This is a genomic window from Paraburkholderia metrosideri, assembly GCF_904848625.1.
Classification (GTDB): domain Bacteria; phylum Pseudomonadota; class Gammaproteobacteria; order Burkholderiales; family Burkholderiaceae; genus Paraburkholderia; species Paraburkholderia metrosideri.
In genome coordinates, this window is record NZ_CAJHCP010000002.1 from 168,634 (window position 1) to 194,469 (window position 25,836).

12 protein-coding genes are annotated in these 25,836 nt (G+C 58.7%); 7 read left to right on the top strand and 5 right to left on the bottom strand.

Features of this window, described 5'->3' with window-relative positions:
• Positions 1–52: 52 nt before the first annotated feature.
• The 3 genes from LMG28727_RS34730 to LMG28727_RS03750 form a co-directional block, all read right to left on the bottom strand.
• Entirely contained in the window at positions 53–895 is an 843-nt protein-coding gene (locus tag LMG28727_RS34730; RefSeq protein WP_201640970.1) for a DUF2971 domain-containing protein, read from the bottom strand.
• 195 nt (positions 896–1,090) lie between these two features.
• On the bottom strand, positions 1,091–3,643 hold the full coding sequence (locus LMG28727_RS03745) for a phospholipase D-like domain-containing protein (RefSeq protein ID WP_201640971.1): 2,553 nt from the start codon (positions 3,641–3,643) through the stop codon (positions 1,091–1,093).
• On the bottom strand, positions 3,636–5,282 hold the full coding sequence (locus LMG28727_RS03750) for a hypothetical protein (protein WP_201640972.1): 1,647 nt from the start codon (positions 5,280–5,282) through the stop codon (positions 3,636–3,638). The genes LMG28727_RS03745 and LMG28727_RS03750 overlap by 8 nt, the downstream gene beginning before the upstream one ends.
• A 2,457-nt stretch (positions 5,283–7,739) precedes the next feature.
• Between LMG28727_RS03750 and LMG28727_RS03755 the strand changes: the two genes are divergently transcribed.
• The 7 genes from LMG28727_RS03755 to LMG28727_RS03785 all read left to right on the top strand — a co-directional run bounded on the left by LMG28727_RS03755 (position 7,740) and on the right by LMG28727_RS03785 (position 17,690).
• On the top strand, positions 7,740–9,482 hold the full coding sequence (locus tag LMG28727_RS03755) for a caspase family protein (protein WP_201640973.1): 1,743 nt from the start codon (positions 7,740–7,742) through the stop codon (positions 9,480–9,482).
• 74 nt (positions 9,483–9,556) lie between these two features.
• On the top strand, positions 9,557–10,522 hold the full coding sequence (locus tag LMG28727_RS03760) for a hypothetical protein (RefSeq protein WP_201640974.1): 966 nt from the start codon (positions 9,557–9,559) through the stop codon (positions 10,520–10,522).
• Between the two features lie 829 nt (positions 10,523–11,351).
• Positions 11,352–12,656 (top strand): metallophosphoesterase, encoded by a 1,305-nt coding sequence (locus tag LMG28727_RS03765; RefSeq protein ID WP_201640975.1) that lies wholly within the window; start codon positions 11,352–11,354, stop codon positions 12,654–12,656.
• Positions 12,657–12,674: 18 nt separating this feature from the next.
• Entirely contained in the window at positions 12,675–13,736 is a 1,062-nt protein-coding gene (locus tag LMG28727_RS03770) for a GTPase-associated system all-helical protein GASH (RefSeq protein ID WP_201640976.1), read from the top strand.
• 6 nt (positions 13,737–13,742) lie between these two features.
• Positions 13,743–14,759, top strand: a complete 1,017-nt coding sequence (locus tag LMG28727_RS03775) for a TRAFAC clade GTPase domain-containing protein (RefSeq protein WP_201640977.1) — start codon at positions 13,743–13,745, stop codon at positions 14,757–14,759.
• Positions 14,752–15,663 (top strand): TRAFAC clade GTPase domain-containing protein, encoded by a 912-nt coding sequence (locus tag LMG28727_RS03780; protein WP_201640978.1) that lies wholly within the window; start codon positions 14,752–14,754, stop codon positions 15,661–15,663. Before LMG28727_RS03775 ends, LMG28727_RS03780 begins: the two co-directional genes overlap by 8 nt.
• Positions 15,648–17,690 carry a GAP1-N1 domain-containing protein gene (locus LMG28727_RS03785; protein ID WP_201640979.1) on the top strand — a complete coding sequence of 681 codons (2,043 nt, stop codon included), beginning with the start codon at positions 15,648–15,650 and terminating at the stop codon, positions 17,688–17,690. Before LMG28727_RS03780 ends, LMG28727_RS03785 begins: the two co-directional genes overlap by 16 nt.
• Before the next feature lie 469 nt (positions 17,691–18,159).
• Here the strand turns inward: LMG28727_RS03785 and LMG28727_RS03790 are convergent, their stop codons facing one another.
• Positions 18,160–19,506 carry a hypothetical protein gene (locus LMG28727_RS03790; protein WP_201640980.1) on the bottom strand — a complete coding sequence of 449 codons (1,347 nt, stop codon included), beginning with the start codon at positions 19,504–19,506 and terminating at the stop codon, positions 18,160–18,162.
• A complete protein-coding gene (locus tag LMG28727_RS03795) occupies positions 19,503–25,820 on the bottom strand; it encodes an AAA domain-containing protein (protein WP_201640981.1) in 6,318 nt (2,105 codons plus the stop codon). Before LMG28727_RS03795 ends, LMG28727_RS03790 begins: the two co-directional genes overlap by 4 nt.
• Positions 25,821–25,836: the final 16 nt, after the last annotated feature.

The following is a 25,836-nucleotide window of genomic DNA, read 5'->3' on the forward strand; positions in this document are numbered from 1 at the left end:
CTAGTATCCACTCTAATCAGGATTGCCAGTACATGAGCGAGCGGGATCCCGCTCATCGTTTTCGGAACTCGCGGCTTGAGTTCAACTGGAAGTATCGTTGATCCAGTTCCATATGCTCGATCCGCACGTTTGGTAGGCGTTGACGAACGATCTCAGTTACGTCGTTCCTTCGGTCGTCTGGCATTTGCGCTCCGAGGCACACCACTCGTATTGCTGACGGCTCGAACTCATAATGCCCCGGTCCTCCTTCAGACGCTAACACATCAGCGATGTCATTAAGTGCGTCAGGACTCTCCGTCAACAGCTGTTTGTAGTACGTCTTCTCATCATCGGAGACTGGACGCCTGATGGCTCGCCACTCGTGTTCATAGCTCCAGTGCAACGACTTGGTCAGGAGCGCGAGGTCAATGATCTGGTCGTCGTCACTCTCAGCATCTTGCGATATGACAGCGCGCTGCTGGGAATATACAACGGCACGAGCTGTGTTGAAAGGCGTGGCTCCAGAGTCAAATCCAACGCAGATTCCTCGGTGACTATCCGCGTAATGTGCCCACATCAGGACGTCTGCTTTCTCCGTCGTCAGGCAGAGGACGCCCAGAGAGTCAACCCATCTGCGCTCAAGCGCCCTGGGCGCCAAAGCCTGCATTCGGCGGAGGTAATCCCGGTAAATCGCTCGCTTGCTAGAAGTCGATGTCAATAGATTTGTTATCCCGGCATCGCGGAGAGCAGAATCGAAGCCTGCGACGGTTCGTGGGGCTCGCAGCGAAGTCATCTCAAACGGGTCGTTGAAGTGTGCCGGCGACGAGAAGTAGACATGTCCATTCAAGATGCGTTTTAGCCGCTCGATCTGGTCGTCCGAACCGCACGGCATAAATTTGTATAGCGTAGGCTGCATGTTTTTTTGCTGTCAAAAGCGGAAGCGAAAGAATGAGGCTTTCTGCGCGATTCGTCGGATGCGAAGTTGTATGTTCTTGACACTGGGCATTTCGCGTCTGAACTCAAACTCAATGAGATCAAACTGTTGTTGCTCGATTCCTGTATCGGAAGGTCGCGGCGTTTTGAGGACGATGACCGATACTACGGCGGACTGTCAGGACACAGCTTCCGGCTGGACCGCCATCACGAAGTCTTGTTTAAAGGACCGGACGGACCCGAAGTCCCAAAAACCGACCAGTTCACCGTGGACCTCAGCGACGACGCGAGGATAGCTGCCGTCTCCCACGATGCAACAACCGCCTACCTCGATTCGCGGCGCGTCGGACAAATCCCTGCTCCAGAACCGGCCGAACTCGTTAATGAGCCGAATCCATCTGTCCGCGCGCGCGGCGTCCAAAGGATTAGGCCGAAGCGTCGCCGCGGTGTAGCGCTTGAGTTGGTCGCTCGCAGCGTCGTCGCCGACAACAGGGGGCGCGAGGGCGAGGAACATCGCCTTTGCGCGCACCTGTTCGTTCTGACCGTTCGGGTCGAACGCGTCGACTGACGATTCCGGAACCTTGTCGCCGATACTCCATGCCAGCCACAACAGCAACACACGGAGCTGAATCGCTTCCTCGGTTTCTGCGTGGGTGTCGTCCGTCAGCGTGTCGATGAGCCGCGTTCTGGAATTGAACAAACACCGCATAGATTCGTCCAGCAAGCGACGGCGATCTGCCTCGGGAACGAGGAACTCGCGCGCCATTCGCCAACGGGGCAGGCGCTCGATACGCACCAGCTCTTTAACGAGCGAAAGTACGGCGATGAGTTGAACGAGCGCCCGTGCCTTGGTGTCGGGTTGGTCGGCCTTCGTTAGCTTGAGGAGCAGCCGATTGATGAGGTTCGTCACTTTTCTGGCGACCCGCCGTGCGAGCTCGGCATCCCGGAGGCCCTGAACCTGAGCGTCAAAGTATGGCGTGTCGTCGGATTGCTCCGGGTCGTCGTCCTGATTGACCTGTTCTTCCTCGGTTCGGCCTGATCTGTCCACAGGCACGGTCGGCTGCGCCTGTAGCTCCTCGCCGATTTTGCGGGTCAGCAGGTCGATCAGCGTGACGATATCGGCGGATTCGACTAGACGGCGACGTTTCCTCGCGTGACGAAGCTCGCTGACGCTGATTTCGAATGTGTCGGGCCGGCCGCCACTCGCTGTGCCGGCTTGCGCCGATCCACGCCGTGATCGCACTTCGTTCTGCACTTCTTCCTCGGCGGCCTGGTCGAAGATCGCATCTTCGACCGCCTGGAGCATCTCCGAAATAGTCTCACCGGACGGGTCCAATGCACCGAGCGCATCGCGAACCTGACGATGCGACGATTGCGTCGCCGCCGTCAGCAAATGCGGGTGCGCGATCATAGCCCTTGCCACGCGCCGGCTACCTAGGAACAAGTCGCAGGCGCGGACCCGCTTCATGTCGACCGACACGGGAACACTCAGAACGTCTCCCATCCGAGTGACGGCGATATTCGCTTCAATTACGTCCAGACTGTCGCTTAACAGACTGGCACTGCCAAGCTCGATGGCCGGGCCTGGCGTCGCGATCCGCAATTCGTTGGGGCTTGCCGCCACACCTATCCAGAATCCCTCGTCGGATTCATCGGTCGCGCGTATTTCGGCGAGACTTCGTGCAGCTGTGGCCTCGAGCGCGCTGGCCGAAAGCGCTGGCAGCGCGAACATGCCGCACAAACCCAGCGCCTCTGACGCGGCCTGCGCGTGGGGGCCCATGCGCATCACCACGGCTTCGACATTCGCGCTGTTTTTATTGCCCATCCAAGCGGGGCGGCTGGGGTTGGCGCTTCCGGAGATGAGTGCGTTCCCGTCGCCATGCGTCTGCTCGATGTAAAGGGCCTTCGCGTGCAGGTATTTGTCGCTGCGATTGGCGGCATTCGTCCAGAGAAGCCTAGCGTCCACAAAACGCGCCTGCATCTCACGCATGCTTGGCAAATGTACGGTTTCCGGATCGATTGCAACGACCACGTCGGCCTGCGGCCAGCGTCCGTGCAGATGCGCGACAAAAGCAAGGTCGCTATCGAAGAACGCGCCGGTCACCCCGATCCTGCGAACTTCGCCTTTCACGCGCGCCGCGATCTGCTCGATGAGCGACGCTCCTCCCGGGCGTTGATGTAACGCGACGGTCGTCGTGTCCGCGCCCGGCGACGACAATGGCATTACGCTTTTGGAGAAGGAAAGCGCCGCTGCGATCAGGGAGGGCGGCACCTGCTTGCGTGCGAGTTCGATCCATTCGCGCACCATCTGCCACACCGAGTCCAGCAATGCGGTGCCTTCCCCATCCTTACGGTCGGAAACGTGTACCCAGTTCGTGATCTCCCGGTTGTAACCAAAGCCCGAAAGCGTCAGATTGTGGCTGCCGACGAGAACCGCCGCCTTCTTTTTGCCGGCCAGAATGCAGACCTTCGGATGGAACGCCCCGGGCACGCTCACCGGCACGAGCGAGTACGCCGTGCCTGCAAGCCTCGGACGGGTCGCCTCGGATTGCCAGCTCAAACTGCATTGCGCGTGATCCATCAAGACGATGTTCTGCTGGCAGCCTGCCGCCACCAGACGACGCAGCACGACCTCTTCGTAGAAGGGGAGACTCGCGTTGAACGTGGTAATCAGCGATGCATCGAAGCCGCCTTCCTTGATGACATTCAAAAGGGAAATCGAATCAGGCACTGACGGCCTCCATCAACTGCTTGCCTTCCGCGCTCAACGACGTCTGTTTTTCGTCATCGCGCACGACTGCTCCTATGTCCATCAAAATCTGGAACGCCTGACGAAAGCGCGGCGTGGTATTGGATGGCGCCGGTATGTTTCCATCCGTCAGTTGCAACCCTCGCTCGGAAGTGCGGAAGCGAAACGTCGCCGAACTCGTGCGATGAAGTTTGCGCAACGACACGCGCAAATGCGTATTCATGCACCACGCAACGACGTCGTAGACCACGTTGCCTAGTGGCATCTCGCGCCACGCCGCGGCTTTGCGCCGGAACGTGTAGAGATTGATGGGGTAATCCTGTAGCGCTTGTGGCGTGATCGCGAGCCCCTCATAGGGCGCGCGAGTCAAATCGTCGCGAATGGCGAGGATCGCGAGTACCTGCATGGCCGACGCAAGCAACGCGGCGTCGCTTGCGCGCCCCCAGGAAGACACCATGGTTTGACCCAGCGGCATCTCGTGACCGTCAGCGGACCACTCGCCGAGCGCTGGCAATACCGATTCGATGTTTGTGAGCCATGCTCCAAACGTCGCACAGTCCGTGTCGGCAACGAAGCTGGCCACGTGGTCCGATTCCTCGAATGCCTTCGCGAAAGCCTCCACCGTGTCGCACACGTAGCGCTCTCCCGCGGTCTGCGGTGACAACTTGCTCAAGGCAAGCGCGAAGATCGTCTGCATCGCAACCGATAGCAGGTCGTTGCGGACGTAGACTGCCCAGTTCTCACGCGTGGACGCCAGATCGGCCGGGATATTCCAACCCGTCACGCCAGGCAGCGCGTTGCCATACACGGCGGCGCGGAATACGTATTCCGAAAACTCGATACCGGCCGGAAGATTGTCAATGAGACGCTGAATCAGCGCCAGCGAACGCTTGCGCTGAGTGCCTTCTTCGCCGTACTCACGCTGCCGGTCGAAATAGATGTCGGTGAGCTGCTCGCGCTCGCTCGATCCCGCTTTTCGAAGGTGACACGGGCAAAACGCATGCAGCTGCCGAAGGCCGGCGTCAGCGACTTCACCGCGCTCGAGGATGTTCCAGAAAAGGTCTGCCGGCACCGAAGCATCGAAGGCTTCGGCAATTGGCTTCCCGACCTCCTTGGTGAATCGAAACCACGGTTTTCTGCCACCGTCCAGCACGCGCAAGTCGGCGAGCGTCCCCGCGTAATATTGCGAAAGGCCACCCATGCGATTCATGAAGTACCGGTCTTCGGAATCGTTGGCGGTGAACCTGACGAGCTTCAGTGTCTCGCCGTCGAGCACCCGTTGCACCGCGCTGACCAGTTTCTGTCGACCGACCATCGCTGCGCCGTGACGCTCGCTGATCTTGTCGGTGCATTGCGCGTGGTGTTCGGCGATCAGCGTGAACAGGCAATCGGCCCGCCGAAAATGGTCGACGAACGATGTCTCGTCCTCGTCACCCGGAAAGCGTTGAGCGAGCGACCATATGACCCACGGATAGAAGGAGTAATAGCGGGCCCGATCAGTGACATTCGTGATACCCGGCAATAGCTGGCCGTAAATAAGGACGCACGGCGCCTGTGCGCCGAGGTGATCCAATCCGCCAATGGAGTACGGAGGTTCAACCCACGCGGTGTCGACTTTCAATTCTCTCTCGCTTTGTGGCCGTTTTTTACTTGAGGATCGGTATGGCGTGACATGCGCAGCGGGTCCGATCTGCGTAATTGGAGGATTGCCGGATTCCTCTACGTTATCGGCAGACCTTGCGAATTCTAAAGGACCGGTGCGCTCTGCAAATGGCCGCAGGCCAGAGGTTCGGGTTACGAATGTCGGTTTCCCTTCCGACAATCATACTCGGGGCAAGGTGGCGCCGAGGTTTGCAGTTCCTCGCAGTTGTGCCTCGGCGGCAGGTTGGCCTTCCCGGTCCAGCAAGAACTCGGTGAGAATGCCGTCGCTGATAGTCAGCGTCTCGTGATAGGTCAGTTAATCCGTGGCCAGCATTCACTGACAACGCGTAAGAGCTATCCCGGAAATAATGTGTTCCGATGTCGGGCGGACGGCCATCACGTGCCGATGGGATGCCGCGTAAGCCTCTACCGGCCCTAAGCCAAGGTAGGTACTATTTCGGTGATTCGACAGCAAATCGGTGAACGTTCGTAAAGGTTGAGTGAGATGAGACAACGGATGGGGGAGCGGAAAACCGTGCCGCTTACCTGTGTTTTTCCACGGATAATCCGCTCTTGTCTCACGAGCTTAGGTTGGAGATCAACGCTCAAGATGCATGCTCTGTTTTTCGAGTTGCATCCTGGTGGAGTTGAGCCCAGCCCCCATCCTGCTGGGAGCCTTCAGACCCAACTCGTGAGCATCTTTTCGATGCACCCCGGAGCCAGCGTCGCCCGTCAGCCGTTCGTCTCAAGGCGCTAACTTCGCCACCTTGCCCGGGGTCTCAAGACTATCCCACAGTCCCGGGGTATCCCGTGGCCGCTGCCGTTAGTTTCCCCGACCAGCCACGCGGCAGTCCAGAAAAGAGGACTGCACTTACTATACGGCGGCGGCATGGCCATAAACTGCGGCTTTGGGCCTGTCCGTCCAATTATTCGCATGGATCTGTAGCCATCGGATGCCGCCTGGATCGTAGCGCGTATCGAAAAACCAGTTGATCTGCATGAAGGGAACCGCCGGACAGTCCTTCTCAATCGGACAATTGCGCGCATGAACACCCTCTTGCGCAATCGTGCAATACGTCCGGACGACCTCCAAATTTAGCGGTAACCTGCAATATGCAAACATTGAATTATTTTTTGGAACGGTTTAATCAGCCGTCGAAGCCATCAAATATTCCGGATGCGCTCTATGCCAATCGTCCGGGCCGCTCTCGAGGGAGCATTTTTCATATGGTTTGGGTTGTTTGAAGGGTGGGTAGGAAGTCGGGTCGCGTCCGCCACAACCTCGGCGCGCGCCTCTACAATTCGAGTGCCCCGGATCGGTTTTCCACCCGCTGGGACAATTCTCATTGTTTGCGACGCAATGCCATTCCCCACTGCTGTTGGTATTGATGCAGGCTTTGGGCGTCTCCACGCATTGCGCTTGCGCCATCGGGGCAACCAGAAGGATTTCTGCAGCCATCGCAACGGTGCGGGCGAAAGGACGAGAGGAAAGCTTTCGAGATCCCATTTTTGCCCTCCTTCCCAGCGATCTCAGAGTTCGCGTTAAAACATCCTCGCTTAAGGAACTCCCAAAAGGGTAGGACGCCGTTTACGCAAATCAAGCTTCGCGCTCGCAAAATCCAACCCTACGCTCGAAAAATCGACAAGACCAAGGCCCCAAACGCAAGCGAGTAGTAGCTTCGGCCGAGATCATGGCGGCCTCCGCGGCCTCGCGGATGGCCGTCGGGCTGGGGAAGCCGCCGTTGACGATATGTTGGATCGAGCGACCTTCGAGAGTCGTAAGTACACACTGGCGACCGCCCGCTTCCGGGCAGCCAAATCCCACTGGCCGCTTTCTGGCGATAAGCTTGAAGAGCGGACAGACGCAACTCGGACCCTGAGCGGACCTTAGGTCTGCGCTCGCGAATGGTCCGCGATGGCTGCGGGAGCAGTCGCTTGAAGGACATCCAAATGTTGCCGCCCTATTTAAGGAGCGCAGTCAGCTATAGACCTCAGACGGCCGACGCTTGTACCAATCGTAAGAACGTCGTTTATGCGCTCGACGGCGGCGGCGGGCGTTTTGGGCTAAGCGCTGCGGCAAATCTACGCACAACACGAACGATTTAAAGAAAGCGATGAGACCAAGATCTCAGCTGCCCGCTTCACAATTGATTTGGAGGAAGGCAGCGATCTTGGCATTTTCGCACGCTCACAGACTATAGTGCGTCTATGCCACGTTAGAAACATCCGTCGGGCTCTGTGTCGTGGTCGAGACTGGTCACAACGCGCAAGTTTACTGCCGACGTGGCCAGCCTATCGGTGCCAATCGTGCAGATTGCCAAAAGAGGCCGCGAACATGGATCGACGTACGTTCTTGGAAGTCGCGCTAGGTGCTCCCAGCGTATTAGCCGCTCGGAGACCTTCTTCTCAAGCCGCGAACGGGTCTCGATCTGCTATCGTGATCGGCGTGGATCGAGCCGGTGATCTTCCGCCCCTGAACGCGGCTTGCCAAAACGGAAGCGACATCGCTCATTGGCTTCGAGCCGAGGGTTTTGACGTCAAGCTACTTGTCGACAGTGAGAAGCCCGTGACGATCAGGAGCGTGTATGGCGCCGTTGATGAAGTCCTTTCAAAGGACAATTGCAGGCAGTTGGTCGTTTATTTTGCAGGGCACGGATTTACTAGCGCCTATAGCGAATATTGGCTGCTGTCAGAGGCTCCAAAGAACCCTAATGAAGCGGTCAGCCTAGTAGAGACTACGAGGCTGGCTTTGCAAACCGGCATTTTCAATGTGATCTTTATCTCTGACGCGTGTCGGTCGACAGCAGATAGCCTTCGCGCGCAACAAGTCAGAGGTAGCGTAATCTTTCCAATCCCCCAGCTACTGTCCCAGAGGCCGTCGAAGGTGGATCAGTTCTTTGCGACACACGTTGGTGAGCCAGCTTGGGAGGTCCCTGTATCGAAAAGCATAACTGCTTATACCGGAATTTATACGGCAACGTTTCTCGATGCGTATCGACATCCGACCGCTAATATGGTGGTATCGATAGATACAAAGAGAGTGGTGACAAACCAGCACCTTGAAGAATATTTAGAGAAAGAGGTTCCGCGAAGGTTGCAAAAGAAATCCCTATTGCTTCGGCAGAGTCCTGATGCTCAGGTGACTTCGGGCGACAGAACATACATTGGCTCCGCTGGAAAGTTGATCACAGGAAGAGTCGGGCAAGAGGTGGAGCAAAAAGGGGACTTTCGTCCAATCGTCGCCACACTGTTTGACGTCGCCCAATCACAGTTGCAACTTGCCGGCGTACGAGGTATAGGGGTGCCCGACAAACATCTAGATACAGCGACCCTTAATTTAGCAGCGCAAGCGACGGGGTTTGCGAGGGTTGAAACACTGATACTGAACGCCAGTGCGCTTTCCGATTCTGTCGATGCGCTTAGTGGGTTTGTTATATCAGGCATGACCATCAAATACGTCGTTTCAGGCCCGGCAGTCGCGGCAACCGCGCAGGATGAAACTCACGTGTGGATCGATTTGCGGGGAGCACGCGCGGCAAGTATCGCACTGCGCTTTTCGAACGGATCGGGGGCTGTAATCGCTGCCCTAGACGGATACGTTGGCAACTTGGTTTTTGATGGCAGTGGGCTTACGAGTGTGAGTTACGTGCCGACAATAAAGAACCCGCTGTGGGGTGATTACGCAACTAATGCGAAGCGTACCGCGCGCATGCACGCAGCCTTGGCGACCTCTGCTCGGTTCGGAGTTTTCAGGGTAGCAGAACAGCATTCTGAGGAGCCATGGCTTAAGGACGAGAATAAATATTTAGTTGAACAGTTTCTCAGAGACCTTGAGCCAACGCTCGGGATGTATAGTGCGTATGCCTACGCCAATGCGGGCTTGCAACCGGAGGTGGAAGCCATCGCTATCGGTCTACAAAAACGCTTGGGCATCGATCTTTTTGACATTGCAGTGCTTTCGGGATCCATGCGCAAACGCGAAGCGAAAAACCGAACAGGGGTGTTTCCGTTCGTGCCGATGCTTGCGCAAGGCTGGAATTTGCTCCGCGTGGCGAATGTCAAACTATCTGAGCGGGTTCTGGCATTCCGAAACTCTCTGAAACCTTCTCTTTGGACAACGCTCGACATGCAGGCAATGGAGATCGCAGAAGCAATGCTGCGAAAGGGAGAAGTGCAGTAGTGGCCATGGAGTTTGCGACACAGGTCATGATCAGAAGTGTCGACATTCCGAAATGATCATCGAAGGACAACAACATGAATCGACGGGACGTACTGCGAGGATTCAGCTTATACGCCGCAACAAAGTATTCGCCTGCGAGAGCTTTTTCGTCAGAGATCGATTCACCAAACCACCTACTTTTTATTCACGGTCGCGGGCAGCAAGGTCGAACGGCGATGCAAATAAAGAATGAGTGGTTGACAGCCCTCAACCGGGGGGCAAAAGCTCTTGGAAAAAATCTCCCAAAAGGAATAGACGTCACGTTTCCCTACTACGGAGATATCCTCTACGATCTCGCATCTGGGGCCGATGTTCCTTTGACATCCCAACTCCAGCCTCGAGGGGAACAAACGTCCGGCGATTTCCTCGAGTTTCAAATTGAGTTTGCCGACGCGATACGCCGGAAGGCGAAGATTACAGATGCACAGATAGACGCAGAGTATCGCGGACGGCCTGAGCATCGGGGACTACAAAACGACGAATGGGTGCTGGCTATGTTGCGTGCAATAGACAAGAACGTGCCCGGCTGCAGTCAATTGTATTTGGAGCGGTTTATGCGAGACGTGTTTCTCTATGTCACACGTCCAGGGGTTCGAGATGCAGTAGACAAGACCGTGCGGGCAGCCTTGAGCAGCCAACCAACGGTTATTGTGAGTCACTCATTAGGAACTGTCGTGGCATACAGTGTTCTGTCGACTGACCAGCGTACCTTGTCCGTGCCATTGCTGGTTACGCTGGGTTCTCCGCTGGCCGTCCGCCCTGTTCGCGATCTATTTCGTCCGATAGCGTTTCCGGATCCGGTGGAAACATGGTACAACGCTTTCGATCCGCATGATGCAGTGGCCATGTATCCCTTGAACCCCGAAAACTTTCCTGTGGGGCGCGTCATCGAGAACAACGCGCAAGTTCAGAACCACACCGATAATCATCACGGAATCTCGGGCTATCTAGATGATGACGCAGTTGTCGGGCACATTTTAAATGCGCTTGGGAGGGCATAGGTGCGACTGCAACGTGACTGCTGATGAACAGACTGGAGTCATTCAGCCAGCTAGGACGAACGACAGATCATGGCCGATCGGGTGAGGTCGCCAACGGCCGCTTATCGGCACACCACTTCGCAAAACCCGGATTCGGCTGACTGACCGGTTCGGAGAAAGTTATCCGACCGGAGTGGGGTCGTCTACGGAAGTTCGGCTTTTAACCAGGGATCGCGGTGTTCGAGGCGACCTCGTATTTCCAGGTTCGGCCAGGAGCAGTCATACACTACAGGACAGCGAACGATAGCTCCAGGCTGCACTGCCGACGGCCATTTCCGTGCATAGGTGGCTGCTGGAATTTGTGAAGCGGAAGTTACGCTGCGAAGGAAAGATGTCGCCCGTGGTTCTCTTGGCTCAGCGGTCAACGCGCCCCACTTTGACGCAATGATCGGGTGGAAGGAGCGTCGAACGCGTGACCCAACCGGCGTCAGATTTCGGTCTGATTCGAATGTGCAACGAGTCATCCACTTGAATGTTAAGGTAGCGTACCGTGGCTCTGAGCTCCGAATGGCTACAAGGCAGCCTCTGCGCAGGCCGGACTCGAAGTCGACGACCGACTTGTGTTCGCGATGAACCCGACGCGTGCCGACGGGCGCGCTATTATACTGCACCTTGAACATCCGTTTCGAATATACTGCGTCACCGTGCGACGTGTGACCATCGGCTTTGCATAGCTGACAAACGACGTTTTTAAACTTAGAGCGTAGCGAGATAGAAAGAACCTAGGGGGTTAAGGTCGCTTGATGGATCAGCCTTCGTTAATGCCCCGCGGAGTCTTGAGAACAAAACGATGCGGATTCTCCATCTTTCTGACATCCACTTTAGAGCCCCTGAATGTCTTGATCCCGACCACGACCGGGACAAGCCTTATCGCACGCGCCTCGAGCGGCACCTGACTGGCCGCGTTGCCGCGTTGGGTCCGATAGACGCAATAATGGTAGGCGGCGATATTGCGTACCAAGGGGATCCTCGGGAATTCGAGGTGGCGCGAGCCTGGTTGCTGGACTTGGCGGCGAAATGCGGTTGCGACAGCGCCAGTATCTGGGTGGTGCCCGGAAATCACGACGTGAACAGAAAGTCGTGCGAGGACGCACCGACGATGAACGCGCAGGCGATGATCTTCCAGGCACAAAGCGAAGACGACCGTCTATGGATGCTCCGGAAGCAACTGAATCACGACGTCACCGGACAGGCTCTCTTCCACGGACACGTTGCGTACAACGAGTTCGCTAAGAAGATGAGCTGTCAGGTTTATCCTGGCCATCTCTACTGGAAGCAGGAACGAGAGCTAGGACCGGGCGTCACGCTTCGGATTCATGGCCTGACGTCAACCTTACTTTCAGCACGCAACGGCGCCAACGACCGTAGAGGTTCGCTCTACCTGAGCCCGCTCCAGACAATCGATCCTTCACCAAACGTCGTGAATCTCACCATTTGCCATCATCCGCCCGACTGGCTAATCGACGGTGACGACGTCGAGGACATGCTAAACGAGCGGGCGATGTTCCAGGTGTTCGGTCACAAGCATCGGCAGCGGATCCATGAGACTACGACCTACGTCCGATGGAGTGCGGGTTCGGTGAACCCATCGCACGCGGAAAAGCAGTTCGAACCGAGCTACAACATCATCGAGTTGAATGTGGCAGGCGAGGGGACGGAGCGGCGGATTGACGTCGCTAGCCACCTTTACCGGTACCAGCCGCAACCAGAGGGCTTCCAGCCAATTCGGAAGAACGACGGCCAAGAAGTATTCAGGCACTGGATACCTTTTCCGTCCGAGGAAACGAGCGGAGTGAAGACCGGCGGGATTGTGCAGACTGTCACACGCGAGACCTGCAAGGCTCAGGCGACGGCTTCCGCTTCCTATACAGATGCGGAGGCATCCATGGGCGACGCGAGGACGAGGCATCTTGTCGACCGCTTCTGGGACCTGGACTCGAGTGATCGGCGTGAGATCGCGCTCGAGCTTGGTCTGATCAGCGACGGGGAGATCGATTTACCCGAGCCTCACCGCTACGGCGTCGCCCTAATCCGCGCTTCAGAGCGCGGCCTGCTTGGCCGACTGGAGCAACTCATTGACGCGCGAGAACGATAGACTGGAGCGGGACTAAAGATGCACGCAGACTTTCCAAAACTGTATTCCGAGATCTCGACCGACGGTGCGCAGCGAGCCCTGCGCTGGACCGCAATCGAAGCCATCACTAAAAATTGGACGCTAGCCCAAATGGAGATGCTCGCACGGCTAGTCTTCGGCACAAAGTCGCCGCCCGGGGGGCATCAGGAGGATGACCTGGCCGCGGCGTTGGCAGCGTTTCATCAAGCGTTCTCGGACGCGGATCCGTCGATCGAACAGGGAGCCCGGCAGGACCAGGTCCTGGCTGCCGGCGTCGTCCTACGATACCTCGGTTGGCATTCGCTCGTCGCACTAGCCGTCACCACGACCGCCTGCGGCGGCGCGCGCAAACCCTCACTGCCGGTTGATTTGGTCACTTTGGCCGAGAACACCCTGTCGCAGCTTGGCGCTTCGCGTCGCATGCGACCTGACCTCAGCAAGCTCAGCATTCCCGCCCCAGAGTTCGCCTTCGAGCCCGACTTTGCCGGGGTCGCGCATAATGTCCCGAGCACGTTCAAGAGTGTTTTCGACCAATTCACCGAAACTGTAGGCGAAGCGCTTATCGATCTCGTCGGCAAGTTCAACGAGTCCACCAAGCTGCTCGCGGAGGCCGGTAAGAAGGCAGACGAGGAACTCGACCTACTATCGTGGGTGCTCGGACAGCGATCGCTGTTTTCGAACCAGGCTTTCGCCGACCTTCCCGTCAGCGAGAAGCCTCTCGTATTCGCGCGCGACCTTGCATCGCTCACGAAGATCTACCCAGGCCCGAACTCGATACCCGCGTTGCTGTCGCGCGCAGGCGTGAAGGCGACGGGTAAGATTAAGATCGCCGATGCAGTGAATGCCGTTTCAGACGACTGGACATCGTCCGTTCTGAAGGATCGCAAGCCGTCACCCGTCACTTCGCCAGTTCATTTCGCGCTGCTCCGGCGCCAAGAGACCGGGGCCGGCGAGGGCTGGTATGCCGGATGGACTGCCATAACCGGTATTGATGGCGGGGCGACCATGTCGCCCATCGCACTCGCGGAACAGTTCTACCGCGAAATCCTCTTGCTGCGTTGATCCGCAATGGCCACGACCGAATTAGTCTGCGCAAACCGTGAGTGCCGCATCGCCCAGGGCGGCCGGTGCATCGAAGGCCACGACGATCTCGCTAAGTGCCCTTATTACGGCAAGGAGCCAGAAGGGGGCGATCAGGCCGAGGGAGACGACGGCCAGGAGACGATTGGCGCCTTCGACGGCGTGCATTTGCCCGACGCGCTTCCGCTTGAGAGCAGACGCGCCGACCGCGTGCTCGCATCGCTACCCTCGCGGGTCATTGGCGTGATCGGTGTGCACGACTCTGGCAAGACAAGCGTCATTGCTGGCCTCTTCGACTTATTCCAAGTGGGCCCGGTAGCCCACGCCATCTTCGCCGGCTCATCAACCTTGCACGGGCTGGAAATCATCTGTCACGACGCGAGGGTCGCTTCGGAGCGCGACGAACCGCATTCGGAGCGCACAAAGAGGGGCGAAGTCCGCTTCTACCATTTCGACATGCTGCGGGACGGGCTCCTTCAGTCGGTGCTCATCGCAGACCGTTCGGGCGAGGAGTACGAGGAGGTCGCCGACCTAGCGGCGAACGCGGCCGCCATGTTTGAACTCCGGCGGGCCGACGTGATCACCGTGCTGGTGGATGGCCGGCGGCTAGCATCGCCGCGCGACCGCGCCGACGTCATCGGCACCATACCGCTCATCATCCAGGGCATGGTCGAGAACGGCGCATTTTCACGGAAGCCGAATCTCGCGATCGTCCTTACGAAGGACGACGCCGTGCAGGCCTCGACCCGTAAGGACCAAGTGCAACGCGACTTCCGCGCCATCGTCGACGGCATTAGGGATGCGTTCGCCATCCACTTCGGCGAGTTTTGCTCTTTCGTTACGTCCGCGTCGCCCAAGGACACGAACGTCATGCGTGGCGCCGGTTTGGCCGAAATGCTAGAGTTCTGGATGAAGCCGGGTGCGGGGCCCCAAGGCATTAGGCAGCATCATCGCAGCGGTCGCGTCTTCGACGGCCTCACGATTGAGGAGGCGGAACGTGGCTGAAAGCGGCAAGCATCACGTCTCAATATCGATCATCGGCTTGCCGGGATCCGGCAAGACGACCTTCCTAGCGGCGTTGTGGGAACTAGTGAACGAGCGACGCGTCACGAAGATGCTCGCCTTTGACTCGATAGGGGAAAACGACCATAGCTATCTGCGCAAGGTCGTGACGGTTTGGCGGAAGGCGACCGAACAAGCACGCACTAGGCTCACGGGCTTAAGCGCGGTAAAGATGAATCTGAAGGACGCTGCTGGAAAGGTGGTCGAGGTCGCGATGCCCGACGCACCCGGCGAAGACTTCCGCGCAATGTGGGAAGATCGCGAGCTCGGGCGCGAGCTGGGCGAGAGCCTTGCCGACGGCAACATTCTGCTGCTCTTAAACGGCAACAAAGTGAAGGCGCCCGCTTGGGTCGCGGAGCGCGCCGCGCAGCGCAGGGCGACAGGCAGGGAGAAGGCTGAGACCCTTCCGAAAGATTGGCAACCAAGCTTCGCCCCGACCCAGGTGCAGTTAGTGGATCTGCTCCAATTAATTTCGCATGCTCCCGTAGGTCGTGCGGGCCGCAAGGTTGTCGTCATGATCAGCGCCTGGGACAAGGTTGAGGGCGAAAGGCTTACGCCTGACGCCTTCCTTAGGCAGAAGCTGCCCCTCCTCGCCCAGTACCTCGAAGCCGCCCGTGACGGTTGGACGAGCCGGGTATACGGAGTCAGCGCTCAAGGCGGCGAGTACGACGGCAACGAGGCAAATACCCAACCGGTGGACGGAGAGGCCCCGAAGAAGAAGGCGGCGAAGGGCAGAGACGCGGAGCGACTGCGAGAGGTGGACATCGCGGCCAACCGCATCCGTCTCGTTTTCGCCGAACGCGAATCGAACGACCTGACAGAGCCGCTGCAATGGCTGATGCATTGACTAGGGATCGTATAAAAGTCGATCAGACGCTTCATGGCTACAGCGAGGGCCACCGTCTCATTGAAGGATCGCTCAAACTCCCGCAGTCTGACGCGCGTACGATGTTGGTGCTTAGCGACGCGTCCGGCAGCGGCAGTCGCATTCCTGCGAACGGCTACATCACTGGATACCCTCTCGCCGAATCGGGCAAGTACGTCCTCGCGCGAACTTGGGCCGCTCCAGAGATGAGCCGGCCGGGTTGCGTATGGACCCACTCCATCCTCATAGACTTTGCAGATCTCGCGAGGCTCGGCTCGGTAGACGACCTGCTCGAGCGCCTCCAACGTCCCTCTGCCGGCGGAGGATCCCCGTTTGCGGTCCAGCTCGAGGTAATGGCCTCTCGGGCGGCGACTCCCGTCGCACCTTCCGATCTGAGGCGAGCCGGTCAGTGGGCTAGCGCGCTCTATGGAAAACCGAAGGATAGGATTGTCGACGAACGCGAGCGTCCCGAAGACGAAGAGCTCGTCGTGGCCATATGGATGCAGCAGTGGCCCCGCCTGCGTCGGGCTTTTAGGTTCTGCACGTTCTCTGCGGAAGACCGCTCCACCTCCACCGACGCGTTCGATCTTCAGCTGAGGGATGTGAGTCGAACGAGCCGTTCGAAGGTGTATGATCGGGCGATCGCCTCCGCGAAAAACCGGGGCGACTGGATGGAGACCCTTCTCGACGACCTCGTGACGCCTACAGGATCGGGCTTGCGGCAGTTCCTGCGCGACGTGGGTTCAGACGTCACCAACGGCCGGGCGGCAATGATTCCGCTTGTCCAGTTGTATGCCGCCCTGGAGCAAAACGCAGGATCGTTTAGATTGGCCGAAGCAGTTTCCGAACTGGAGCGGCTGGGGCCGAACCAAGGCCGCATGGGTCGCGCTGCGGCTGCGCGCATGGTGTTCTCGCGACCTGGACTCGTAGATCGAAGGCTCTTTGATTTCGCGTTGCAGCAGGTGCGCGCAGACCGTGACCTGCTTGGCATCGAACCGCTTGTAGTCGGCCGCGCCCTGCTGCGATGGAAGCCTGACTTCCTCGCCGACGACCTGCCGGAAGACGATCCGCTCCATAAGGCAGTCGATGCCGCGCTCGCCGAAGCGGACGTCGAGGAACTGAGCAATCTGATCGAGGCCGTGCCCGGCGCCGCAATGGCAGTGCTTTCCGCACGTCCGGACGTCCTCGAGCGTGCATCGTTGTGGCGGATAGCCTCACTGGACGCGTCGAGACTAATCGGCGCCCTGGACGCCAGTCAGGATGCGGCAATCCGGATCGTAGGCGCGCTAATGGAGGCTGGTCGCGACGAATGCTCGGCAGTTATGGTTGACCGCTTCGGCATCGATCCGGTGGTGGCTGCACTGTCCAGTCTGGACGCCGCCGGGATCCGCTCTAGGCTAACTTGGATTCAAACAATTGCGCATCGTATCGACGATCTGGCCGAGGGAATGTCGCGCGGGATCATCTGGCACAGGCCGTTGCTGTTCGCCCTGGCCGAGATGTTAGCCCCTGAGTCCGTACCGAACAGCGTCGGGACCGACCCATGGGTGACTGCGGTCGAGCGAACGAAAACTTCAGATAACGTGCGGGACGAGGATCTGCTTGCCTCTTTCCTTTTTGCCCGCGCCAGAGGGCGGTATTCGAGGTCGGCCGGCAAGCTCTTTTTCCTCTCCGTGCAGCGCCTTCACGAGGCGATGGCATCCGCGCGCCTTACCGACGAAGCGTGGCGCATCGCCAAGCCGCGGCTGCCATACGGGTCAGTCTTGCGTGATTGGGACCGGTGCGAGAAGCTCCGGAACGCGGTCGTCGACAGCTTCATTGACCGGGAACTGCCCCCAATCGAATTTGGTACCGTCGTCGACAACGACAATCTCTGGAAAGAACTGGTTGACCTCGCGGCCGATAGCCTCAGGGGGCGCCGCTATCTGGATAAGGTGCGTAGCGCGCTACGTGGCGGCGAAGCTTGGCGGGATGAGCGGGCGAAAATCATCGACCGCAGGATCAAGTAGCAGGGGAACCCCGCGGATGAGGCGGCTCGTCGAGCAAAAGCTCTCGCGCAAAGGGCTGACTCGGCATCCATGCGTTCCGCAAACGACTGTTGTTCGGCTCAAACGGCGTTGTCGCGTCGTTACTGCGGCTGACTGCAATCGCTGCAAAGCAGGCGCTTGCAAGTAACGTTGCGACCTGCGCATAGGGGTCGACATGTGCCCTTCGTAGGCAGTCTCGGTTCGTCCGCGGGCTTAGCCGTTCACACTAGGATGAAGCATTGTCACGATGAAGAGCACCACGGTTCCTCGCAAAGCCTTTCTTTGCGGCTGCAGGATGGGTTCGACCTTGGCGTTGCTCGGCAACCCGATTGACGCTGCGTCGGGTTGTTCTCGGGAGACGGCAAGAGTCGTCAACGCTTTCAGGAACAAAAGTGAGATTTCTCCGCTACTATCAGTTGACGGTCGAACGGCCGATTTAGTTTCTGGTCGATTAACGTAGCGAGCGTTGCTTATCGACTGATGCAGTATCGGATTCCGCGTCTCGGATGACCTTGAGCGGAACCTCACCGACACCGAGCGCGCGCTCAATGAGCAAACTATCGCCTTCGGCTACGAGGAGCTCCTGAAGTCGGCCGAAGTCACCACACCAAAGGGTTTCGACGTCTTTGTCGCGTGCGCTATCGCGATTTGCAGACAGTGCCACTGCTCGAACCTGCAGGCGGCTCGCCTCAGCCTGCCCTCCGATTTCGACACCGTAGCCAGGCAATGCTGGGTTTTTAACTACGACGCGGCCATCGCGGGCCCATGCGGTCTCCATGCCGTCGTTGATTTCGTACCCGAGGCGGGCCAAGCCCTCAAGGATTGCGTCACGTCGTGCGTGTGCCGCTTGGCGTTGCTGCTCATGCGAAACGAAGTTCTTGCATTCACCAGCAAGCTGGGCAATCGTCTGTAACGACGTTGCGGAGCCGCACTGCTGAACACGGGCAAGCAAAGCTGCGGCCTCGGTGGACGCGTTTGCTCCGAGCTCAGAGGCGAACTCTTGCAGTTCTTCGATCGCAGAGCGATGTGCGCGAGACGCATCTACGGCGCTAGAGAGGTCGAGGATCAGACTATCTAGCAAGAGGTTACGACGCTGTTCGTTTGCCTCGGCTTCGATCGAGCGCAGTCTGGCCGCAAATGTCGCAACTTCAGCGTCTTCAAGAAACACTTGCGCCTCGGCAACCTGGCGGTCGACGCGGTCGTAAAGAGGATTGTTCTTGTGGGAAACGTTCGTCACTTTCCACTCGCCAAAGTCCTGAGGCGTCTCATTGCCCAACAGGTTAGTCGCCAACTTTTGCTGTGCCTCGCTGATAGTCTGCGATGACTCCGGTACGAGAAGGCTGAATCCTTGAGCGAGCAGTGTGTCGGCGTTTGCGACGTCCACGCCCGAGGCGATGAGGTCGAGCTTTGACGAAAGCTCCTGCGGCACCACGATGCCTTTGGACTTGAGGGCAGTCATGAGCGTCGCCGCACTATCGCGTCCCTGCCTTTTACGCTTTGCCGCCTGTTCCGCCTTATCGACCGCAGCGCGTTGTCGCCGTGTGACGTCTGCCTTCAGGAATGCGATCTCATCCGGAACCTTCTTCTGCAGTTCCATGAAAGCGTCCTTGGCAATTAATCCAGCGAGTGCCTTTCGACGTTCGTGAGTCGCTGTGATCTCCTCAGCCGAAAGCTCGCCAATACGCTGGCCTGATGCCGTCCACGCGGCAATCGCTTGGTCGAGCCGGTGAAGATGCGCTTCGCAGATGGCAAGAACTTCTTCGCGTGTGACGATTCGAACAACCTTCGGCCCACTCATGCTGCGACCTCCGTTTTCAGGGCTGCGTCAATTGCCGCTTTCAGTCGAGCCTTTTCCGCCGCTGGTTCGTGATACCACGCCTGCGATGAGACGCGGTGCAGTGTCGGTATGGCTCGCCGCAGGACGGAAGGTCGCCAGATTTCACGTGCCCGGGCTCTTTGGAGCAGATGGTGGCGCGGGGCGTCACACTCGATACCGATGGCATACAAACCGGTTTCCGGGTCGGCGATGGCAAAATCAAGGCCAAAGGCGTCGCCTTCCTGAGCGAAGACGGGCGACAGTCCAAGCCCGCGGAGATACTCGAGAACATCCGTTGCAAAGCCGTCGGTTTCGCCGTTGTCCTGCAATTTCAGATGAGCACGCTCGCTGCTCATTCGGCCAAGAAGCGCCCGCCCGGTTGGGACATCTCCATTTGACATCGCACGCGCGTATTCCAGATAGCCTTGAAGGTAATCACGCGGGATGGCTGGTTTGCGCTTGGTGTTGAGCATGTCCGAGATGTCGCGGATGGGCATCGATGTAACAAGCACGACTTTCTTTCGAGCGCGCGTCACCGCGACGTTCAGGCGCCGTTCGCCACCCTTTTGTCCGAGCACGCCGAAGAAGCGCTTGAACGCTCCCTGACTGTTGCGGCCGAACGTTGTCGAGAATACGATGACGTCGCGCTCATCTCCCTGCACGTTTTCTACGTTCTTGACGAACACGCCCATGTCTTCGCCGCCGTCGGAGCGATCGCTTTCTTCGCGATAGGCATTTCGGAAATCCTCGTCCTCTTCGGCCCGTATCTCCAGTCGTTCCTCGATGAGGCTAGCCTGCTTAAGATTGAACGTGACAACGCCGACAGACGGACGTTGGTCATAAGGTCGCTTCCAGAGTTGCGCGAGGTATTCGACCACGCGGTCCGCCTCATCAGAGTTCGTCTGGCGTTCGTAGATACCGTTCACCGGAATCAGCTCCAGCGGCTTGACTTCTCGAATCGTCGCTTCAGGATGCCGGACCGGAACGCTGAGTTCGTTGTCGTAGAAGGCCGCGTTCGAGTAGCCAATCAGTTCACGGTAGGCAGAACGATAGTGGATCTGCAAGGTGGTAATGGGCAGGGAACTGCGTGCCAGTTGAAGCAGGTCGGGGCAGTCTTTAATCTCGCGGCGGTTCCAGGTATCTTCGAAAAGTTCGCGTTCTTCTTCGGTAGCGTCCTCGTCGAGCTGTTCGCCATCGTAAATCTCCGTTTCGTCGCTGTCCGTCCGACCCGAAAAGAACTTGGCTGGCGGCATCTGCTTTTCGTCACCGCTCACAACGGAGACACCGCCACGGAACAATGTTGGGATGGCGTATTCAACCGGCATCTGTGACGCCTCGTCGTAGACCACTGAATCGAACAGGTTCGATTTAAGCGGCAACACGCGGCTGGCCACGTCCGGATTCATCATCCAGACTGGGCGCAGCGCCATCAGGCCGAGGCCTGCGCCAAGTTCAATAAACTCCCGCAAGCGACGGGAGCGTCGGCCGCTCAGGCGGGTCACGTCCTCCCAGTCGCGTACCGAGCCGAGCTTGCTACGGTCAATCCCGTTGCGCAGCACCTCGCGATTAAGCCGTCGCATCTCTTCATCTGCGCCCGCCAACGCTTCGACCTTTGCAGCCGTCTCAGTCTGGTCGAGGAGGAGCTCCGGGTTGTCCTGCTCGAAGCGACGCTTCCAGCCCAGTCTTGCCTCTCGGTTTATGAGGCGCCGGACCTCCCAGTCAAGATCTTCGGACGGAACATTAGCGAGAGCCGTGTCGTGGATTCGCATGATGGCAAACACCTCAAGAGCTTGCGCATTGAGGTGCTTTGAACGCGTGCGGAACTGCTGATATGCGGCGAGTGTCGGCAGCGCGTCGTTGATACGGTTTAGCGGCGCCTGGTAGCTCACGTTCTCTGCAATGGCGCGACGACACGCATCAGCCAGCTCTGGTGAGACCCATTCCTCAAGCCTACTCAACGCATTGAAACTGTGCTGGCGGGCGTTGTAACGAACGAAGGCTGTCTCGAACCCATCGAGCAGCTTTTTCACGGGGGCCTGGTCGCCAGTCATTACCGCAGAGTCGAATTCATCTCCACGCGGAGCAATCGCAATATGCTGCGCAAGCTCGCGCACCTCTTCGAGTTGACGCAGGCGGGTCCGACATTCTTCGGCGAGTGTCGGCCCGCATGCCGGTTCTACTGTATCCAGGTGCAACGAGCGGCTCGTGGCGTTCAACGCATCGCGTTTCGGACGCCACTGCTGCTCGAGGCGCGCCGCTGCCAGAAGCACACGAAGCGCATCGTCAGTCGTTGGAGCACCACAGCTACAGAGGTACTTTTTCAGCCCGCTACGTCTGACGTAGGTCGCGGGATTGAGTCGATTGAAGAACGTCGGCGCTCTGGTTGCGAGTGCAGCCCTTGCTTCGATGTCATTGAGTTCTGCATTGGCCAACTGCGTGAGCTCTGGCGATAGCGTTTTGTCGAAGGCGGCATTATCGATTGCCAGCAACTCCTGATGGAGTTTTTTCAGCGCGGCGTAGTGCGCATGGCCAGGTGCGTCGGCTTTGTCGGCCGGTCGGAAGAGAGGCAACCATTGGGCGAGACGCTTACGCTGTGTCTCGTCCAGATTCACGAGGCGGCCTGCGTTAGCATCAAGCCAGGCTCGATACGGGGCAGGGTCGTCAACATCGAAACGCGCTGGATGGGCAGCCAGGGTGTCGATGCGTAACTGCTCAGCTTCGCGGAAGCCCGCGAAGATGGCGCTGAATTCCTCGATTGTTGCAGGGTCGGTCGCAAAAGACTTCAACTGACCAAGCGCGCTGCCTTCGAACATGGCTGGTAGCCAGTAGCGCGCAAGCGGGGCGCACTGCTCCTCGAGCGTCGTCAACGCGGAGATGTCCATTCCGGCGAGCTTTGCTCGGAGCTGCGGAACGCTAACAGGCGCGGAACCAGCCTCAAGCTGGATCAATTCGCCGAGTAAGGCGCGATAGCTAAGGCCCGTCGAGTCGTCCACGCGATGGAGCGCTTGATGTTGCCGGTCGAGCTCGCCTTCCAGCGTTTCGATTCTCGCTGCCATGCGCTCGCGTTGGCGCACCCAGGTATTGTCGAACGACGAACCTCGAATAATGGCGTCAAGCTGCTCCCGGACAGCCCTGATCGTTGGTTCACGGTCCTTGTTCACGTCATTGACCATGACGATGCGGTCTCCCAACCCTTCCGCAACAAGCCGCTTGTGTACCACCTCCAGTGCAGCGTGCTTCTGGCACACGATCAGCAGGCTTTTGCCGCGTCCTATCGCGTCCGCAACCATGTTGACAATGGTCTGGCTCTTCCCGGTTCCGGGAGGGCCCTCGACAAGGAGCCCCGGGCCTTGCCGGGCCTGCATGACCGCAGACTCTTGCGAAGGATCGCTGGCGACAGTCAGGAAGCGCTCGATTTCCGTGGCTGACGCTTCAGGTGCCTCGTAGGCCGCCTTGTCTTTGAGACGGAGCATCGATTCAAGCGCAGTCCCGGAGGGCGACAACACTTTCATCTGGCGCAGGTCTTCACCGATCGCCTGGCCGGCGAAGTCCACGTGAAAGAAGACGCCAGCACATGCAATCCGAAGTTCGCCCACCGGCACATCGGCCATAGGAGAAGGAAGGGCGCTGAGCTGGCGGCGTTCTGCACTTGCCAGCAACCCGAAGGCATCGACCACGTCAGTAACCTTGAGCGCGGAGCGTCCGAGCACGTCGTCCGCTGCGAGCCTCCATGCCTTGACGGCGTCACGTCCGAACAAACCTTCGAGCGCGGGGTTCAGCCGCACCTCCTCGCGCTCGCTGTCAAACGCCAGCGCAACCTGACCGCGGGTTCCAAGCTCCATGAGCAATTTGACTGGCCAGAGCAAAACGGGCGCAATGCGCGGGCGCGAGCCGCTGCGACCATCCTTGTAGTGAAGGAACGGGAACCCGAGGTAGAGGCCGTCAATGCCGGTATCCCGTTTGTAAAGAGACGTTTGCCGGTAGAGTGTATTAAGCCGGTTTTCCAGAGTTGCGTTGGCGCCGAAAACAGCGGGGTCTATCGAGACCGACTGGGCGTTACGTTGAAGCAAATGTTCTAGCATTGCGGCGCTCGAATAACGCTCGCCGTTCAGCTCGTGGACGTCAACCCGGCCAGTCGTCTTGCCGATGGTCATTCGCACCAACGGGCCGCGCAACACCGTAGTGGCGACTTTCTTTTCGAAGAACTCCAGGATTTGAGACACGTACTGCTGCTTTTGGGGCTCCAGCCACTGTTCTGCAGGCACTGAGAGCAGGACAAGCACCTCGTGCAACGGCAAGCGGCGTTCAAGGCGAAAATGCTCGGCCCATTCGTCAATTGACTGATTCCCGGTTCGAGCGAAGCCCGCGATTCGGTCGTCAAGCTTCCGGAAGAGCTCTGCTCGGGCAAGCGCAAGCTCAGCCCGAGCAGCCTCCCGGTCGAACGCAAGAACGTGTTCCCGCTCGGCTACGTCAGCGGCCTGGTTGAGAATCTCCTCGACGGACCGGAACTGGGTAATCTTTGCGCTCAGAAGAACGATAAGGTCTTCTTCGCTGACGATTCTGCGTTCCGAGAGCGACAATAAGCCTGAGTGAGTAGAGTCCGGCAGAAGGAGCCGACGCTCTTCCCATTGCGCTGCCAATTGTGCCCGGGAAGTGGAGAGCACCGCGATCCGCACCATGTCCTCATCAAGCTCGATGGCGTGATTGTGCGCACGCGTGCGTACTTCCTCGGCTCGCCGCCGCAAGCGCGAAAGCCACGTCTCTGTGTGAAGTCGCTCAAGGAACGAGGGAACCGCGCCCGTCACGAGGTCGTAACCCTCAAGCGGGTTTCGAAGCAGCCATCCTGGCGTGACGATGTCGCCGCGCAGGATAAGTGGCATTTCCGGGTTCAGAAGCTTGAGCGCGATCATGAGACGGCAGTCGTCGTCAACGCCGTCAAGTTGAGCAGCCTGTCGCAGGCCGGCGAGCTCCTTAGACGGAACGCCAGCCCCTTCCGCCCATGTGACGATTACGCCACGGTTCAGGTGGTCGCGGGCTTCGTCCCAATTCTCGCGTTCCGCAGCCGCGAGTGCAAACACGGTGGGTTTGTGATACTGCTTTGAGCCAAGTGAGATGCTTGCGCCTTCAACCGTATCAGTCTCGGAAGTCGCGGCAGATGGCGCATCGACGTGCTTGCCTTCTAGCCAGTCCTTGACCTGCGCCCACTGCCATCGCTGGTGGCGGTCGCGCGCCAGTAAGCCGCGCAGAAGAAGGCTAACAGTAGGATCGAGGTCGTCCGGAAGCGTGACCCCGTTCGCCAGCACGTGAATCAGGAACGCACGTGGGTTGATACCCTCGAAGCATTTGCCCTCTGTCAACTGCTCGAGCAGGATCATGCCGAGGCTCCACCAGTCGGAAGCCGCGGCGACACCGCCGGCGATGGCTTCTGGCGCCATGTAGCGGGTCGTTTCGAGCGGAGAGACGATGTCGAGGTCGAATTCCGACAAGCGTGCCGAGCCGAATCCGCTGATCACAAGATCGAGCGGCTCCCGACTGCGCACAAGCAACGTGCCAGGCCGCAGGTCACGATGACGCAGACCAGCCTCGGAGAAAGAGTTGAGTGCCTGTCCGAGCTCGTCTACGACATGGCGAATAGTCGCCATGTCCCGCACCGCGATACCCAAGTCGGCAAGCGTGCCTCCACTGAGCTCTTCGGCGACTTCATAAGCCCGCGTATTCCAACGACCGGTCGCGATGATTTCAGGAACGTGCTCGCGCGGAAGGCGACGGACAACGTCGTAGACAGATGGGTCTGGCTCGGCACCGTCGCGGTAGAGCGTCAGAACCGCTTGTCGGTTGGTATCGCAGTGCTGCACTACATAGCGCTCTCGCACGCCGTCGGTGCTGGAAATTTGCCTGAGGAGCCGCCACCCGTCGATTTGAGTCTCGGTCGTCTCGGGCAACGTCGTTGATTCGTCGGCAGCAACGCGCTCGGCTTCGTCTGTGACACGGCCAGGGTGCTCATTTGCTGCGGCCGTGGCGGGGTCGGCCCCGCAGTCGAGGCACATCAGGTCACCCTCATTCATCGGGTGCCCGTTTGTGCACAGGAGTCGCGGCCCAAGCGGCATCCGGCGCTCAGCTTCGTTGTTGTCTTTGTTTGCATCTTCTGCAGTAACAACGTCGTGCGGCCGCCACCCCGGCGCTCGAATCGGCAGGCCGGACAAGTCCCAGTTGCACTTGGCATCCGCGACGGTGCCGGCGCAAAACCATTCCTCTACAGACCGCTCGGTCTTGCAGTTCGGGCAAAAACGCATCATTACTGACATTTCCTGT